Annotated in this window: 15 protein-coding genes; 13 read left to right on the forward strand and 2 right to left on the reverse strand. The window is 42.2% G+C overall.

Annotated features, from left to right (window positions below; all coding sequences use genetic code 11):
• Positions 1 to 109 precede the first annotated feature (109 nt).
• Positions 110 to 517, reverse strand: coding sequence for an SPOR domain-containing protein (locus DMZ48_RS03800; RefSeq protein WP_143953754.1), 408 nt, complete (start codon positions 515 to 517; stop codon positions 110 to 112).
• Positions 518 to 729: 212 nt separating this feature from the next.
• On the opposite strand from DMZ48_RS03800, the gene DMZ48_RS03805 reads away from it, so the two are divergent.
• From DMZ48_RS03805 to DMZ48_RS03840, 8 genes are all read left to right on the forward strand, one after another.
• Positions 730 to 2,016: a c-type cytochrome gene (locus DMZ48_RS03805; RefSeq protein WP_143953755.1), complete on the forward strand. Its 1,287-nt coding sequence runs from the start codon at positions 730 to 732 to the stop codon at positions 2,014 to 2,016.
• Between the two features lie 136 nt (positions 2,017 to 2,152).
• On the forward strand, positions 2,153 to 5,242 hold the full coding sequence (locus DMZ48_RS03810; RefSeq protein ID WP_143953756.1) for a TAT-variant-translocated molybdopterin oxidoreductase: 3,090 nt from the start codon (positions 2,153 to 2,155) through the stop codon (positions 5,240 to 5,242).
• Between the two features lie 34 nt (positions 5,243 to 5,276).
• Entirely contained in the window at positions 5,277 to 7,007 is a 1,731-nt protein-coding gene (gene nrfD / locus DMZ48_RS03815; protein WP_143953757.1) for an NrfD/PsrC family molybdoenzyme membrane anchor subunit, read from the forward strand.
• A 3-nt stretch (positions 7,008 to 7,010) separates the two neighbouring features.
• Positions 7,011 to 7,535, forward strand: coding sequence for a DUF3341 domain-containing protein (locus tag DMZ48_RS03820; protein WP_143953758.1), 525 nt, complete (start codon positions 7,011 to 7,013; stop codon positions 7,533 to 7,535).
• Positions 7,536 to 7,544: 9 nt separating this feature from the next.
• Positions 7,545 to 8,111 (forward strand): c-type cytochrome, encoded by a 567-nt coding sequence (locus DMZ48_RS03825; RefSeq protein WP_143953759.1) that lies wholly within the window; start codon positions 7,545 to 7,547, stop codon positions 8,109 to 8,111.
• A gap of 33 nt (positions 8,112 to 8,144) precedes the next feature.
• Entirely contained in the window at positions 8,145 to 9,485 is a 1,341-nt protein-coding gene (locus DMZ48_RS03830; protein ID WP_143953760.1) for a quinol:cytochrome C oxidoreductase, read from the forward strand.
• Positions 9,486 to 9,520: 35 nt separating this feature from the next.
• Positions 9,521 to 10,579 carry a cytochrome c oxidase subunit II gene (locus DMZ48_RS03835; protein WP_143953761.1) on the forward strand — a complete coding sequence of 353 codons (1,059 nt, stop codon included), beginning with the start codon at positions 9,521 to 9,523 and terminating at the stop codon, positions 10,577 to 10,579.
• A 44-nt stretch (positions 10,580 to 10,623) separates the two neighbouring features.
• A complete protein-coding gene (locus tag DMZ48_RS03840) occupies positions 10,624 to 12,447 on the forward strand; it encodes a cytochrome c oxidase subunit I (protein WP_143953762.1) in 1,824 nt (607 codons plus the stop codon).
• Positions 12,448 to 12,755: 308 nt separating this feature from the next.
• On the opposite strand, the gene ahcY is transcribed toward DMZ48_RS03840, so the two are convergent.
• Positions 12,756 to 14,072 carry an adenosylhomocysteinase gene (gene ahcY, locus DMZ48_RS03845; RefSeq protein ID WP_143953763.1) on the reverse strand — a complete coding sequence of 439 codons (1,317 nt, stop codon included), beginning with the start codon at positions 14,070 to 14,072 and terminating at the stop codon, positions 12,756 to 12,758.
• A 104-nt stretch (positions 14,073 to 14,176) separates the two neighbouring features.
• Here ahcY and DMZ48_RS03850 point away from each other — a divergent pair, with 104 nt between their 5' ends.
• From DMZ48_RS03850 to DMZ48_RS03870, 5 genes are read left to right on the forward strand one after another with little or no spacing between them, the layout of a single operon-like run.
• On the forward strand, positions 14,177 to 14,797 hold the full coding sequence (locus DMZ48_RS03850; RefSeq protein WP_143953764.1) for a 4'-phosphopantetheinyl transferase superfamily protein: 621 nt from the start codon (positions 14,177 to 14,179) through the stop codon (positions 14,795 to 14,797).
• A gap of 10 nt (positions 14,798 to 14,807) precedes the next feature.
• Positions 14,808 to 15,068 (forward strand): thiamine-binding protein, encoded by a 261-nt coding sequence (locus DMZ48_RS03855; protein WP_143953765.1) that lies wholly within the window; start codon positions 14,808 to 14,810, stop codon positions 15,066 to 15,068.
• Entirely contained in the window at positions 15,052 to 15,690 is a 639-nt protein-coding gene (pnuC, locus tag DMZ48_RS03860) for a nicotinamide riboside transporter PnuC (RefSeq protein WP_143953766.1), read from the forward strand. Before DMZ48_RS03855 ends, pnuC begins: the two co-directional genes overlap by 17 nt.
• Positions 15,645 to 16,229: an AAA family ATPase gene (locus DMZ48_RS03865; RefSeq protein ID WP_143953767.1), complete on the forward strand. Its 585-nt coding sequence runs from the start codon at positions 15,645 to 15,647 to the stop codon at positions 16,227 to 16,229. The genes pnuC and DMZ48_RS03865 overlap by 46 nt, the downstream gene beginning before the upstream one ends.
• Positions 16,207 to 17,769: a DUF4301 family protein gene (locus DMZ48_RS03870; protein WP_143953768.1), complete on the forward strand. Its 1,563-nt coding sequence runs from the start codon at positions 16,207 to 16,209 to the stop codon at positions 17,767 to 17,769. Before DMZ48_RS03865 ends, DMZ48_RS03870 begins: the two co-directional genes overlap by 23 nt.
• Positions 17,770 to 17,903 lie beyond the last annotated feature (134 nt).

Below are 17,903 nucleotides of genomic sequence, written 5' to 3' on the forward strand. Positions count from 1 at the left end.
ATAAAAAAGCCTTTCCGATTCGGAAAGGCTTTTTTATTTATTGGTGACATTGGTGACACTGGTGATACTAGTGTAACCAATGTCACTAATACTACTACTATTATTATCGCTATTTTAGCTCGAGTATGAAGGCCGCTGGAAATTCCTTACGTACTTCCATAAGGTTTCTGTCGGCTTCCAGACGATCACTGAACTTACCTGCCCATATCTTGTAATACTGACGCTCAAAAATGCGGACTACGGGCATATCTTTGAATTTCTCCTGGAATTCCTTCTTGATCTCATCAGCATCCTTCAGATTGCCGTTGTAGATCTGAATTCTGAACGGTTTGGATAGGTCTGATTTATTCAGGTCGGTTTTGGCTGCCAGAAGTTTTTCTATGCGAGGATCCTGATCGATAGTAATCTTTCCTGCTTTAGCAGCTTTTTTCTCACCTTCCTGTGCAAGAGCAAACCCGCAAAATAACAAGGTGAATGCGCAAGCTGATAAAAGGTGCTTTGATGGTAATAATCTCATAATGAACGGGGTTTTGTGCAAATGTAAACGATATTATTATTTTCTCGGAAATTTCTTTATTTAGAATTGATATAAATTAACAGTTAACACTTCACTAACATTTCCGAAATCCACTTGATATCGTATTTTTGTGCACGGATTTTAGAATACGGTTTGTTACATGTTTGTTGTAAAAATCGTGCCAAATTAAGATAGAAAATACATATTGCCATATGAAAAAGGTAATACGCCGTAATTCAGTTTTGCGTATAGTAGTTATTGGAGTAGCTTTTCTGCTTTCATTTTCAACTTCTCTTCTAGCACAGGATGGAGATCCAGCCGCTGGGAAATCTTTGTTTAATACATATTGTGCCGCATGTCACAACCTGGACAGGAAAATGACTGGTCCGGCGTTGCGCGGTGTCGGTGACAAATATGAGCGTCAGTGGCTTTATGACTGGGTTCATAACAGTCAGGCGCTGATCAAGTCCGGTGATGCGGATGCGGCGGCGATCTGGGCTGAGTATCAGCCTGCGGTGATGACTGCTTTTCCTCAGTTGAGCGAGGCGGATATCGATAACATCATCGCTTATACGATGCAACCTAAAGAAGAGCCAAAAACTGCGGAAGTTCCCGGAGTTGTTGGTGGAGCAACAGGAGGAGGTCAGTCAGGTATCGGAAATAACGTGATCCTTGCTGCGCTGATTCTTGTGTTCGGACTTCTGGTGGTGATGCTTTATCTGGTGAATAAGACCTTGAGGAGGATCGCTGAAGCTAACGGTGTTGAATTCGCTTATGCGGAATCTGAAAAACGCATGCCGATCTGGAAAGCGTTCGTTAAGAATCAATTCCTTGTATTGGTTTCTGTAGTCTTCCTTTTATTAGGGGGTGCGTACTTCGCTTATGGATATATGATGCAGGTGGGTGTTGATCAGGGGTATATGCCGGTTCAGCCGATCCATTATTCACACAGAATCCACGCAGGAGATAATCAGATCGATTGTAAATATTGTCACTCTTCAGCAAGAGTTTCCAAAACTTCAGGTATCCCTTCGCTGAATGTGTGTATGAACTGTCATAAGAGTGTGATGGAGGTTGCTCCTGAAACTGCGACTGCCGAGCATTCTAAGGAATTTTATGATGGAGAGATTCAAAAGCTTTATAAGGCTGTTGGATGGGATGTGGATAACCAGGAATATACCGGTAAGACCGAGCCTGTGAAATGGGTTCGTATCCATAATCTTCCTGACTTCGCTTACTTCAACCACTCTCAGCACGTAACCGTTGCCGGTGTTGCTTGTCAGAAATGTCACGGTCCTGTTGAGGAGATGGAGGTAATGTATCAATATGCTCCGCTTACCATGGGATGGTGTATCAACTGTCACAGAGAGACAGATGTTAAGATGGAGGGTAATGAGTATTACGAAAAGATTCACGAAGAATTGTCTAAGAAATATGGTGTTGATAAGCTGACGATCGCTCAGATGGGCGGACTCGAATGCGGTAAATGCCACTATTAATAAGTTAGCCTTTAGTTGGCGATTGTTGACTAAAGGTTTTTTATATGAGTATTCCCTTGTTTGCTGAGGGTTTTTAAAGGAACAGAATATACCGGATCTGTTTTTTACAGGTCAAATTAAAACAGTTAAATATAACATGGCATCAAACAAAAAATACTGGAAAAGTGTTGAGGAGCTAAACCCGAACAGCTCCATAGTTGAAACGCTTAAACAGAATGAGTTTGTTGAAGAAATTCCCGTAGATGAGTTCTTAGGAGATAAAGATACATTGAGCTCTTCTTCAACTACCAGAAGGGATTTCCTTAAATATGTTGGATTCAGTACAGCTGCTGCTTCACTCGCTGCCTGTGAGGGCCCTGTGAAGAAGTCTATCCCCTACGTAGTACAGCCGGAGATGATCATTCCGGGTGTGGCAAACTATTATGCTACTACTATAGCAGATGGATATGATTTTGCCAATATACTCATCAAGACCCGTGAAGGAAGGCCGATCAAAGTTGAGAACAACAAAGACGCGCGTTTCGGAAGCGGAGCTAATGCGAGAGTTCAAGCTTCGGTACTCGGACTTTATGATAGTTTGAGAGTTCAGGGGCCTAAGCATAATGGTGAGTTCGTTTCCTGGGAGGATCTTGATAAGGCGGTTGTTGCAGGATTGAATACTGCTCAAAATGCCGGAAAGAAGATCGTTCTGTTGACGCAGACTTTTGCCAGTCCGTCTACGACAAAGCTGATCTCTGAATTCAAAGCTAAATACGGTACTGTTGAGCATGTTGTTTATGATGCCATTTCAGAAGATGCTGCTTTAAATGCGTTTGAGGCGAAGTACGGGGTTCGTGCATTGGCTGATTACGATTTTTCAAAAGCTGAAGTGATCGTATCCTTTGGTGCTGACTTCCTTACCGACTGGCAAGGTGGTGGATTTGATTCCGGGTATGCGAAAAGCCGTGTTCCTGCTAAAGGAAAGATGTCGCGTCATATTCAGTTCGAATCCAATATGAGCCTTACCGGTTCAAATGCGGATAAGCGTGTGCCGCTTACTCCGGCGCAACAAAAAGTTGCTCTGGCAAAGTTTTACGGTTATTTGAGTGGACAGGGTGCCTCAGGTGATCTTCCGGAAGCGGTTGATCAGGCTGTTAAAAATGCGGCTGCACAAGTAGCTCGCGCAGGTAAGAACGCGGTTGTTGTAACCGGAATTCAGGATGAGGATGCTCAGACTGTGGTTCTTGCAATCAATGAAATGATCTCCAGTGTGGTGATGGATGTTAAGGCACCTAAGCTCGTAAGAAAAGGTGATGTCAAAGCTGTTTCACAACTGGTTAAAGATATGGCTGCAGGTAATGTTGGTGTGTTGATTACAAGCGGGGTGAATCCTGCTTATACATTGCCAAATGCAGCAGAATTTGATGAAGCTCTTAAAAATGTCGGACTTTCTGTTGCTTTCTCTATGAAGGAGGATGAGACTTCAGTTCAGACTACCTATATCGCTGCTGCTCCACATTATCTGGAGTCATGGGGTGATGTAGAGATGAAGAAAGGCTTCTTCGGACTTATTCAGCCGACTATCCGTCCGCTTTTCAATACAAAGCAGTTCCAGGAAGCGCTTCTTGGTTGGACCGGAATCGGTATGAATTATCATGATTATATGAAGTCGTATTGGGAGGGAAGTATCCTTGGAGGGTCATCCTGGAACCAGGCGCTTCACGATGGTGTGTTCACAGGAGTTTCGGTAATCGATGAAGCAGCTTCAGAAGAAGTTGATCAATTAGTGCCGGTTTCTGTTGCCGGAGCAGTTTCTAAGCTTTCGAAAGCCACTGCTGACGGAATGGAACTCACCTTATATCCTAAAGTTGGTATGGGGGATGGTCAGCAGGCTAATAACCCATGGCTTCAGGAGTTCCCTGATCCAATTTCCAGAGTGTCCTGGGATAACTACCTGACAGTTTCTAAGGCTGATGCTGAAGAGCGTGGTCTTGAAAATTATCATGTGGCTAATGGAGGACTTAATGGTAGTTATGCTAATGTTACCGTTAATGGAGTGACCATTAAAAATGTGCCGGTTCTTATTCAGCCTGGTCAGGCTAAAGGCAGTGTCGGTCTTTCTTTTGGTTACGGGCGTAAGGCCGGACTTAAGCATGAAATGCAAACGGGTAAGAATGCTTACCTGTTCTACGGAGGTTTTAATCCGGTGCAAACCGTTACAATAGAGAAAGCAGGAGGGGATGATCACGAATTCGCTTGTATCCAGTTGCATAATACGCTGATGGGTAGAGGAGATATTCTGAAAGAAACTTCCCTTGAGATTTTCAATACTAAAAATTCAAGAGAATGGAACAAGTTGCCTCAGGTATCTTTGAACCATAATGAAGTAGATGCTTCAACCGTTGATTTGTGGAATGAATTCGACAGAAGTATCGGGCATCACTTCAATCTCTCAATCGACCTTAATGCATGTACCGGATGTGGTGCTTGTGTAATCGCTTGTCATGCAGAGAACAACGTACCTGTTGTTGGTAAAGCAGAGGTAAGAAAATCACGTGATATGCACTGGTTGCGTATCGACCGTTACTATTCTTCTGATGAGACATTCGAAGGGGATCTTGAGACTGTAGAAGGGATTTCAGGTCTTGGCGATTCATTGAGCACTTTCGGTGAGATGGAGCATGCATCTGAGAACCCTCAGGTGGCATTCCAGCCGGTAATGTGTCAACACTGTAATCATGCACCTTGTGAAACTGTTTGTCCTGTAGCGGCAACTTCACACGGTCGTCAGGGTCAGAACCACATGGCATATAACCGTTGTGTAGGTACCAGATATTGTGCGAACAACTGTCCTTACAAGGTACGTCGTTTCAACTGGTTCCTCTACAACAATAATGATGAGTTCGATTTCCATATGAATGACGACTTAGGTAAAATGGTTCTTAATCCGGATGTGACTGTTAGATCACGTGGGGTAATGGAGAAATGTTCACTTTGTATGCAGATGACTCAGAAGAGCATCCTTGATGCGAAACGTGAAGGACGTCCTGTGAAGGATGAAGAGTTCCAGACCGCTTGTTCAGCTGCATGTGGCAGTGGAGCCATCGTATTTGGTGACATCAATAATAAGGAAAGTCAGGTTGCTGAACTTAAAGAAAGCGACCGTGTGTATCACTTACTTGAGCATATCGGAACCAAGCCAAACGTGTTCTATCATGTGAAAGTGAGAAATACCCAAGAAGCATAACAATTAATAACATTAGAATCAATTATATAAGGATATGGCGTCGCATTACGAAGCACCTATACGTAAACCTCTTGTAACCGGTGAAAAGTCTTATCACGATGTATCGGTAGATGTTGCAGCACCGGTAGAAGGACGGGCTAACAAGCAATGGTGGATCGTTTTTTCGATCTCTCTTGTTGCCTTTCTGTGGGGATTAGGTTGTATTTTATATACGGTATCCACAGGTATCGGAACCTGGGGACTTAACAAAACAGTAGGATGGGCCTGGGATATTACCAACTTCGTATGGTGGGTAGGTATCGGTCACGCCGGTACACTGATTTCAGCGGTATTATTACTGTTCCGTCAAAAATGGAGAATGGCTATTAACCGTTCTGCGGAGGCAATGACGATTTTCTCGGTTGTTCAGGCAGGACTTTTCCCGATCATTCACATGGGTCGTCCATGGTTGGGTTATTGGGTACTCCCTATCCCGAACCAGTTCGGATCGCTTTGGGTGAACTTTAACTCTCCGCTGTTATGGGACGTATTTGCGATCTCTACCTATCTTTCGGTTTCCCTTGTTTTCTGGTGGACTGGTCTGTTGCCTGACTTTGCGATGATCAGAGACCGTGCGGTGAAGCCTTTCCAGAAAAAGATCTATAGCCTGGTGAGTTTCGGATGGAGTGGACGTGCGAAAGACTGGCAGCGTTTTGAAGAAGTATCACTTGTATTAGCGGGTCTTGCTACCCCACTTGTACTTTCTGTACACACGATCGTATCTTTTGACTTTGCTACTTCGGTTATTCCGGGATGGCACACCACGATCTTCCCTCCATATTTCGTTGCCGGGGCGATCTTCTCAGGATTTGCGATGGTAAACACACTTCTTATTATCATGAGAAAAGTGTGTAATCTAGAAGATTATATCACAGTACAACATATCGAATTGATGAACATCGTAATCATGATCACAGGTTCTATCGTAGGATGTGCCTATATCACTGAGTTGTTTATCGCATGGTACTCAGGAGTGGAATACGAACAGTATGCATTCCTTAACAGAGCAACCGGACCTTACTGGTGGGCATACTGGAGTATGATGACATGTAACGTTTTCTCGCCACAGTTCATGTGGTTCAAGAAACTACGTACCAGTATCATGTTCTCTTTCTTTATCTCGATCGTGGTTAACATCGGGATGTGGTTTGAACGTTTCGTGATCATCGTGACTTCGCTTCACCGTGATTACCTTCCATCTTCATGGACGATGTTCTCCCCTACTTTTGTGGATATCGGAATTTTCGTGGGAACTATTGGGTTCTTCTTCGTATTGTTCCTGCTTTATTCGAGAACATTCCCTGTAATTGCGCAGGCAGAGGTTAAAACAATCCTTAAATCATCAGGTGAGCGTTACAAGAATCTTAGAGAAGCTGGTAAGACACTTGTAGGTACAGGAAGTGATGATAGAACATCTAAATATGTTGCTGCTGCTAAAGCTGAAGATGTTTCCAAACTACAACTGGATGCGGATAAGCAATCTGAACTACTTGCTAACATAGGTAGTTTTGATGCAGATGTTCATCAGGCTGATGATCTCAAAAAGATCAAAGGAATCGGACCTGTAATGGAGAAAGACCTGAACATTATCGGTATCTATACTTATGAGCAGGTAAGTAAGATGACAGACAGAGAGTACGAATTATTGGATGCAATGACCGGTGCATTCCCAGGTAGAGCACAACGTGATGACTGGGCCGGACAAGCAAAAAACTTAATAAAATAATCTATGGCTTCTAAAGTAATACAAGCGTTATACAATGATGATGATGTTTTAATGTCAGCCGTTAAACGTGTAAGAGCTGCGCATCATCACATCGAGGAGATCTATTCCCCATTCCCTGTACACGGACTGGATAAAGCCATGGGATTAGCGCCGACGAGGATAGCTATCGCTTCTTTCCTTTACGGGTGTGTTGGATTAACAGTGGCAGTGACCATGATGAACTTCATCATGATCGAAGACTGGCCACAGAATATCGGTGGTAAACCAAGTTTCAGTTTCATCGAGAACATGCCGGCTTTCGTTCCGATCATGTTCGAATTAACGGTTTTCTTTGCTGCTCACCTTATGGTAATCACGTTTTATCTGCGCAGTAAATTGTGGCCTTTTAAACAGGCTGAGAATCCTGATGTAAGAACTACCGATGACCATTTCCTTATGGAAGTTGCATACGAAGGTAACGAAGAAGAAATTAGAGCTCTTTTGGTTGAGACCGGAGCCGTTGAAATAAAACTTTCAGAAAAGCATTAATAAGTCGTAATGAGAATTTTTAGCAAAATAACGATTGTTGTAAGTGTAGTTGGACTTCTGGCTGCTTGTAACAGTAACAAATCGACTCGAAACTACGAGTTCATGCCGAACATGTATGAATCGGTTGGATATGAAACTTATCAGGAATCTGCAGCCTTTGCCAATGGTAAAGAAGGGCAGCTTCCGGTTGAAGGGACCATTCCAAGAGGTTTTGTAAAATATGATTACGAGAACACCCTCGACGGGTATGCAATGGCCAAGGCCAATCTTAACAGCCCTCTGGATTCATTGGATTCTGAAAAGAACCTGAAGACAGGGAAAGAACTTTTCGATATTTACTGTGCTGTTTGCCACGGAACCAAGGGAGACGGACAAGGAGTATTGGTAAAACGTGAAAAGATCCTTGGGGTTCCTCGTTATGATGATGCCGGAAGGGCGATCACCGTTGGAAGTGTTTATCATGTTATTCATTACGGTTTGAACTCAATGGGTTCTTATGCAAATCAGCTCAATGAAAAAGAGCGTTGGCAGGTAGCTGAATACGTGTTGAAACTCAAGCAGGATTTACAAAAATAATTCAATCAACTATCAATAAGAAGATTTCAGGATATGTATACGTTTTCAAATAAATTAAGAACAGCAGCTTTTGTACTAATGATAGTTGGTGCTCTTGGATTGGTGTACGGTTTTTTATCAGCGCCTTCTACGGTAGCCGAAGCCCAGGAGATGGTGGCAGGAGCTCATCATGATGAAGGTCATGATGCCGCTGAGGCTCATGCTGAACCAGCTGCCGGTCATGGAGAGCAAGCTCACGGAGATGCTCATGGTGAAGAAAGCCATGGTGACGAACACGGAGAACATTTGTTGCATCAATTACAGAATAAGCCATGGGCTGCACTTTATGTGGCCGCTTTCTTTTTTATGATGATTTCATTGGGTGTTCTTGCCTTTTATGCAATCCAAAGAGCTGCACAGGCAGGATGGTCACCGGTATTGTTTCGTGTTATGGAAGGTATCACAGGATATTTGTTGCCGGGTGCACTAATCGTATTCCTCCTACTTGCACTTTCAGGGTTCCATATGAACCACCTGTTCGTTTGGATGGATCCGGAAGTAGTAGCGCATGATGAACTTATTCAGGGTAAGACAGGTTTCTTAAATGTACCATTCTTCCTGTTACGCGCTTTCATCTATATCGCAGGATGGAGTGCATATCGTTTTTTCTCTCGTAAATTTTCAATCGCGCAGGATACTGCTGATGACGACAGTAACTTTAAAAAGAACTTCAGAATATCTGCCGCTTTCCTTGTGTTCTTCCTGGTATCAGAATCTATGATGTCTTGGGATTGGATCATGAGTGTGGATCCACACTGGTTCTCTACGCTATTTGGATGGTATGTATTCGCAAGTATGTTTGTTTCAGGAATCACTGTGATCGCATTGATTACCATATACCTTAAATCTAAAGGATATCTTGAGCATGTAAATGACAGTCATCTTCACGATTTGGCCAAATTCATGTTCGGTATTAGCATCTTCTGGACCTATCTTTGGTTCTCTCAATTCATGCTATACTGGTATTCAGATATCCCTGAAGAAGTAACCTACTTCGTAACCAGAATCGAAGATTATAAATTACCTTTCTTTGGAATGCTGGTTATGAACTTTGTGTTCCCGCTGTTAATACTTATGAACAGTGATTACAAGCGTGTAAACTGGTTTGTTGTAATGGCTGGTATCGTGATCCTTTTAGGTCACTATATGGATATCTACAACATGGTCATGCCTGCAACAGTAGGAGATCAGTGGTTTATCGGAGCTGCAGAAATCGGAGGTATACTTTTCTTTGCCGGGTTGTTTATCTTTGTAGTGTTCAGTTCACTTACAAAAGCACCATTGTTGGCGAAGAGAAATCCATTTATTGAAGAAAGTAAACACTTTCACTATTAATTAATCACTAAACTAAGTAAACGGGATTAGATAAAATGACTGCATTATTAACGATAATAGTTCTGATACTTGTTGCCATTGCAATCTGGCAAATGACGAAGATGTTTGAATTGTCTCAGGTAAAAGCTGACAATTCTCAGGTAGCTAATGATAAGGATAACCGTTTGAACGGATATCTGATGTTTGCCTTCCTGATTTTTATATACCTGCTAACGATTTTCAGTTTCTGGAAATGGGGTAATGTTGTACTTGGAACTCCGGCTTCAGAGCACGGTTCTGATTATGACAACCTGATGTTTATCTCTATGGCGTTGATCTTTTTTGTACAGATCATCACCCAGGCGTTATTGCATTATTTCGCATTCAAATATCATGGTAAGAAAGGGCAAAAGGCACTTTTCTATGCAGATAATGATAAACTGGAATTTATCTGGACTATCATTCCTGTAATCACGCTTGCCGGATTGATCCTTTACGGACTTTATACCTGGACCAACCTTATGGATATCAATGATGAGGATGATCCTATCGTGATCGAACTTTATGCACAGCAATTCAACTGGAAAGCACGTTATGCAGGTCAGGATAATGTGCTTGGAGAAGCTAATGTTCGATTGATTGAGATCGATAAGAATAATGTGATTGGTATTGATGAGTCTGATCCTTATGGAAAAGACGATGTGGTATCTCAATCTGAACTTCACTTGCCGGTTAATCGTAAAGTGATCTTTAAGATGCGTTCTCAGGATGTACTGCATTCTGCTTATATGCCGCACTTCAGAGCACAGATGAACTGTGTGCCCGGGATGATCACCCAATTCTCTTTCACACCTACAGTAACCACTCAGGAGATGAGAGCAGATCAGGGTATTCAGGATAAAGTGAAGCATATCAATGAGCTTAGAGCAGACCGCAGAGCAAATGGAGAGGATGCAGAGCCATGGGAATTCGATTATATTCTGCTTTGTAACAAGATCTGTGGTTCTTCACACTATAACATGCAAATGAAGATCGTTGTTGAAGAAGAAGATGAATTCAACGCATGGATGGAACAGCAAAAGACCTTTGGTGAAGAAATGGCCGCTGCCAACTAATTAATTGGGATACTTAAAGTAAATAATACAAAAGAAGGAAGATTATGTCAGCTACAGCAGTAAACGTACACGCAGATGATCACGCACACGATCACGGGCATCATCATAAAGAAACGTTTATAACAAAATATATTTTTAGCCAGGATCACAAAATGATCTCTAAGCAATACCTTATCACCGGTCTTATCATGGGTGTTATCGGTATTACGATGTCATTGTTGTTCCGTATGCAGATCGCATGGCCAGGAGAGTCTTTCGGTATCTTTGAGGTGCTGCTTGGTAAATGGGCTCCTGACGGGATCATGGATCCGAACATCTATCTGGCTCTCGTTACCATTCATGGTACGATCATGGTATTTTTTGTACTTACTCAGGGTCTGAGTGGTACTTTCTCAAACTTATTGATTCCGTTGCAGATCGGAGCGCGTGATATGGCTTCAGGATTTATGAACATGCTATCGTACTGGATGTTCTTCCTGTCAAGTGTTATCATGGTGATCTCTCTTTTTGCGGAAGCAGGACCAGCTGCTGCAGGTTGGACGATCTATCCTCCGCTTAGTGCTTTGCCACAGGCGATGGGAGGTTCAGGACTTGGTATGACACTTTGGTTGGTATCTATGGCGATCTTCATCGCTTCATCATTATTAGGTTCTCTTAACTATGTGGTTACCGTTATTAACCTTCGTACTAAAGGAATGTCTATGACCAGACTTCCGCTTACGATCTGGGCTTTCTTCGTAACTGCTATCATCGGTATTGTTTCCTTTCCTGTTCTTCTTTCTGCTGCATTATTGCTAATCATGGATAGAAGTTTCGGTACTTCTTTCTTCCTGTCGGATATTTTCATTCAGGGAGAAGTATTACATTACCAGGGTGGTTCACCGGTATTGTTCGAACACCTTTTTTGGTTCCTCGGACACCCTGAAGTATATATCGTATTGTTACCTGCATTAGGGATCACTTCAGAGGTCATCGCTACAAACTCACGTAAACCTATTTTTGGATATCGTGCAATGGTTGCATCGATCCTTGCAATTGCATTCCTTTCAACGATCGTATGGGGTCACCATATGTTCATCTCTGGTATGAATCCGTTCTTAGGTTCAGTATTTACTTTTACAACGCTGCTTATCGCGATTCCATCTGCGGTAAAAGCATTTAACTATATTACAACGCTCTGGAAGGGTAACCTTCAGATGAACCCGGCGATGCTGTTCTCTATAGGATTGGTATCTACATTCATTACTGGGGGTCTTACAGGTATCATCCTCGGTGATAGTGCGCTTGACATCAATGTACACGATACGTATTTCGTGGTAGCTCACTTCCACCTGGTAATGGGTATTTCTGCTCTTTACGGAATGTTTGCAGGAATCTATCACTGGTTCCCTAAAATGTTCGGTAAAATGATGAACAAGAACTTAGGTTATGTTCACTTCTGGATCACTGCGATCTGTGCTTATGGAGTATTCTTTCCAATGCACTTCGTAGGGATGGCAGGTGTACCACGACGTTATTATACCAACACGAATTTCCCGATGTTTGATGACCTTACCGATATTCAGGTAGTGATGACTGTTTTCGCACTGATTGCAGGTGCGGCTCAGTTGATCTTTGCATGGAACTTTATCCACAGTATCTTCTACGGTAAGAAAGCAACTCAGAACCCTTGGAAGTCCAACACACTTGAATGGACTACTCCGGTTGAACATATTCACGGAAACTGGCCAGGTGCTATTCCGGAGGTTCACAGATGGGCTTACGATTATAGTAAGACCAATGAGAATGGTGACTATGTGATCCCGGGTCAGGATTTCGTTCCTCAAACGGTTCCACTTCAGGAAAATGAAGAAGAAATGAATCACTAAAATAGTGAAAACCCGATGTGAATGCATCGGGTTTTTTTTGCTTCCTAAGTAAGCCTAAGCCTTATAAAGTTTAGATTCCTCTTATTTTGATACAGGGTGGTATTGACTGCCCATTAGACGAAGGACAAGGGTATTTGATTTAATACTCCCTATGAACATTATAATTCTCCCCGGGCTACACACTGGTATTGTGGTATTGGAAACCTAGTATTGGACAGGTTATAGGGCTTACCGGGATATTGATATCTCATAAAAAAAGCGCATAGGATCGATCCTATGCGCTTTTTTATAAATTTATATACTAGATACTAGTACCGGTAGTATTCAGGCTTAAACGGACCTTCTACTTCTACTCCGATATAAGCTGCCTGATCCTGACGAAGCTCTGTAAGCTCTACCCCGATCTTTTCCAGGTGTAGTTTAGCTACTTTTTCATCAAGATGCTTTGGAAGCATGTATACTTTGTTTTCGTACTGATCGGTGTTGACCCATAACTCGATTTGTGCGAGGGTCTGGTTTGTAAAGGAATTACTCATTACAAAGCTAGGGTGTCCTGTTGCGCAACCCAGGTTTACAAGTCGGCCTTCAGCAAGAAGTATGATATCGTTTCCGTTTACGGTGTATTTATCCACCTGAGGTTTGATGTTGATATGTGTGCTACCATGATTTTGCTTTAGCCAGGCAACATCAATTTCGTTATCGAAATGACCGATGTTACAAACGATAGTCTTATCCTTCATTGCCTCAAAGTGCTCACTTCTAACAATGTCTTTATTACCGGTAGTAGTGATTACGATATCTGCTTTACCAACAACGGTTTCCAGTTTTTTAACTTCGTAACCGTCCATGGCAGCCTGAAGAGCACAGATAGGATCGATTTCTGTTACCGTAACGATAGCTCCTGCTCCACGGAAAGAAGCTGCGGTACCTTTTCCAACGTCACCGTATCCGCATACAATCACACGTTTACCGGCAAGCATTACATCGGTTGCTCTTCTGATGGCATCAACGGCACTTTCTCTACATCCGAATTTATTGTCGAATTTGGATTTGGTAACCGAGTCATTGACATTGATCGCAGGCATCGGTAACGTTCCGTTCTTCATTCTTTCGTATAAACGATGAACTCCTGTTGTGGTTTCTTCTGAAAGACCTTTAATTCCGGCAGCCAGTTCAGGATAATCGTCGAGTACCATATTGGTGAGATCACCTCCATCATCGAGTATCATGTTCAATGGTGTTCTCTCTTCTCCAAAGAACAGTGTTTGCTCGATACACCAGTTGAATTCCTCTTCGGTCATTCCTTTCCATGCATATACCGGAATTCCCGCAGCAGCGATAGCGGCGGCAGCATGATCCTGGGTAGAGAAAATGTTACAGGAACTCCAGGTAACATCAGCGCCAAGAGCTACAAGGGTTTCGATCAGAACAGCAGTCTGGATAGTCATGTGAAGACATCCGGCGATACGTGCGCCTTTCAGCGGTTGTGCTTCTTTATATTCTTCTCTGAGTGCCATCAACCCTGGCATTTCCGCTTCGGCAAGTTCTATTTCCTTACGGCCCCATTCAGCCAGACTAATATCTTTAACTTTGTAAGGGATGTAAGGAATTGTTTTAGTACTCATATTACTTTGCTATTTTTACGTTCGTTTTACATAAACAATGGTAAAACCCCTGCGTACACGCCGAATTTTACGGCTGCAAAGTTACGCAATAACTTTTATATTAAATGCCTCTTTATAAAACTATAACGGTAAATCCGGATACTAAAGTGCTGATCTGGAAGATAGAAGAGTCGGTGGAAGCCCTATACGAAGACGTTTCTCTTACCGATCACTGCCGGGTTCGACTCAGTCATATGAAATCGGAGTTACATCAGCGCGGATTTTTGAGTGTGAGGCACTTATTAAAAGCAGCAGGGTATAGTCCTGATGATCTGTACTATGATAGTTCAGGAAAACCCCATCTCACAGATGATCGTTATATTTCAATCACGCACTCCTTTATTTTTTCCGGGATCATTATCAGTAAAGTACCTTCCGGTATCGATATTGAAAAGCAACGGGAAAAGATCAGTGTGATCGCACATAAGTTTGTGGATTACGAGTATAACTATCTGGATGATTCCGATGTTCGACGTCTTACCGTAGTCTGGTGTATCAAAGAGAGCCTTTACAAGGTATTTGCTACGGAAGGCATGAGCTTTAAGCAGCATGCCAGGGTGATCCCCTTTGACTTGGATGATTCTCAAACCACGGGATGGGTTCAATTCAGAAACCGATTACAGGCGTATGAGGTCAGTTACCTGGAATTTGAAGGTTTTACCTGTGCCTATGCTTTAGAAAAATAAAATGTAAACTATGAAAATATCTGTTGAACTAACACTTACCCCATTACAGGATGATTTTGAACCATCGATTATACATTTCATCAAGAAACTCCGCGATAGTGGTCTGACGGTTCTTGAAAACCCCCTCAGCACTCAGGTCTATGGTGACTACGATAAGGTTATGGGAATACTTACAGCTGAGATCAAGGAAGCTTTTGAAATGATCGATAAGGGACTCCTGTACATGAAGGTGGTAAAAAGTGACCGACACGACTATGAACCACATTTTTGATAGTATTTTTTCCCAATACGATGGTATTCCTACGCACCTGATCATACTCGAGATTATCGGAGTCATTTTTGGGTTTTTAAGCGTATGGTACTCGAAAAGGGAGAATATACTGGTGTATCCTACCGGGATCATCAGTACCGCGCTTTTCGTTTATATTCTCCTTTTCTATGGTTTACTCGGCGATATGTTGATCAATGCTTACTATTTTCTAATGAGTATCTACGGTTGGTATGTATGGACACAAAAGGTGGATGAGGATCATTTTACGCCGGTTACCACCACGAGTAGTCGCGAAAATTTCTGGTCAGTATTGTTGTTTATCGGAACGGCGGTTTTTGTTGCTCTGGTGTATGAGTTGAACGATCGCTGGGATAGTTGGACTTCATATACAGATATTATCACAACTTCCATATTCTTTGTAGGGATGTGGCTTATGGCCAGAAAAAAACTGGAAAACTGGATTTATTGGATCATCGGTGATGTCATTTCAGTACCCTTGTATTGGTACAAAGGACTAATTTTCACCAGTATTCAATACCTTTTATTTACAATTATTGCTATTTATGGCTATCAGGCATGGAAGAAACACTTAAACAAAGGTCCGGAAACCTTGTTAGGGTAGTGCTTTACGGACCGGAATCTACCGGTAAGACTACCCTGGCTAAAGATTTGGCGACGCATTACCATACTGAATGGGTGCCGGAATATGCCCGGGAATATCTACAGGAAAAATGGGATCGGGAAAAAAGGATCTGTGAACCCGTTGATATACTACCGATTGCCAGGGGCCAGATGAAACTGGAAAATGAACTTTCCGAATCTGCGAGCCGTGTGCTTATATGTGATACTAATCTCTTGGTAACCAAGGTTTATTCGGAAGTTTACTATGACGGATATTGTGATCCACTGCTCGAAAAGTATGCTATTCTCAATGAATACGATATTTATTTCTTAACTTACATTGACGTTCCCTGGGTCGCCGATGACCTTAGAGATAAGCCCGAAGAGAGAGAAGAAATGTTTGAGGCTTTCCGGAATTCTCTGGACCGGTATAACAAGCCTTATGTGATTTTAAAGGGTGATGCGGATGAGCGACTGAACACTGCAATTAATCATATAAACAACATACTTAAAGCACATGATGACCATAACAGAAGCTGATCTGAAAATGTTCCGGAAGAAAGGAATATCTGTGGAGAAAATTGAAAGTCAGATCGAAACTTTTAAACGGGGAATCCCTTTTGCGAACCTTATTGCACCTGCTACGGTTGGCAACGGAATCTGTAAGATCGGTGATGCCAAGAAAGAGGAATTTATCAGCAGATTTGAAGCTGAAAAAGATAATTTATCATTGCTGAAATTCGTCCCGGCTTCCGGTGCAGCGACCCGAATGTTCAAGGCGCTGTTCGAATTTTTGAATGATTATAATCCGGAAAAGGAAACGGTTAATGCATATATCAACAGAACCGATGCGGAGACATTAAGGGCATTTTTTATCGGCGTGGAAAAATTCCCGTTCTATAAACTCGTTCTGGAAGAACTACAGCAGAAGTATGAGAACTTTGAAAATCTTCCCTGGCATTACCAGAAATATTACCTCGTAAAGTTGATGCTTTCGGAAGAAGGGTTTGATTATGGAGCCTTCCCAAAAGGGTTGCTGCCATTTCATAAATATAAGACCCATCCTGCCACTGCCTTTGAAGAACATTTATACGAGGCAGCTTTGTATGATGAATCAAAAGGTAAGGCGAAGTTGCATTTTACCATTTCTGAAGAGCATTCACATAAGTTCGATGAAGAGTTTAATCGTATTAAGAACAATGTGGAGAACAAAACAGGAGTGACCTTCGATATATCATTCTCCTATCAGAAGGAATCTACTGATACCATCGCAGTAACGGAAGAGGATGTGCCTTTCCGTCTCAATGACGGGACATTGCTTTTCAGACCGGGAGGACACGGAGCTTTGATCGAAAATCTGAATGAGCAGGATGCCGACATTATCTTTATCAAAAATATAGATAATGTAGTGGTTTATAAGTTCAAACACAACCTTGCCGCTTACAAGAAAGTACTGGCGGGAAAATTACTGGAACTTCAGTCAAAAGTATTTGAATATGCCCGTGAATTAGATGAGTCTGTACCAGGTCAGGCTCGAATTGACGAGATCAAGGAGTTTTTAAGCAAACAACTCAATGTTCATGTTAAGCCGGATGTGGATAAATATAAAGAGGAGTTTCAGATCGAATTCCTAAAGGAAAAACTCGCTGCTCCAATACGTATCTGTGGTATGGTGAAGAACGAAGGAGAACCTGGGGGTGGACCCTTCTGGATAAAAGATGAGGATGGAAATATATCACTGCAGATCATTGAATCGGCACAGATCGATATGAATAATAAGTTTCAAAAGGACATTCTGAAGAACTCCACTCATTTTAATCCTGTCGATATCGTATGCAGTACAAAGAACTATAAAGGAGAAAAGTATGATCTTACCGAATTTGTAGACCCAAAACAGGCTTTTATAACTCTTAAGACCAAAGAAGGGCGCTCTGTCAAAGCACTGGAACTTCCAGGACTCTGGAATGGTGGGATGGCTTTTTGGAATACTGTTTTCGTGGAAGTTCCTTTGAGTACTTTTAATCCGGTTAAGACGGTTGTTGATCTTCTAAAGTCAGCGCACCAGGTTAAGGAAATCTGAAAAAAGTATGTATTTTTTACACACTTCACAATAATTACACACAATATTACACACTTATTGTTAAATCAATAAAAACATCATAAACCGTGAACCCCTTGTAAATCAAGGGGTTTTCTGATATTAAGCCCAGGAGT

The sequence above is a fragment of the Robertkochia solimangrovi genome, from assembly GCF_007279655.1.
Classification (GTDB): Bacteria; Bacteroidota; Bacteroidia; order Flavobacteriales; family Flavobacteriaceae; genus Robertkochia; species Robertkochia solimangrovi.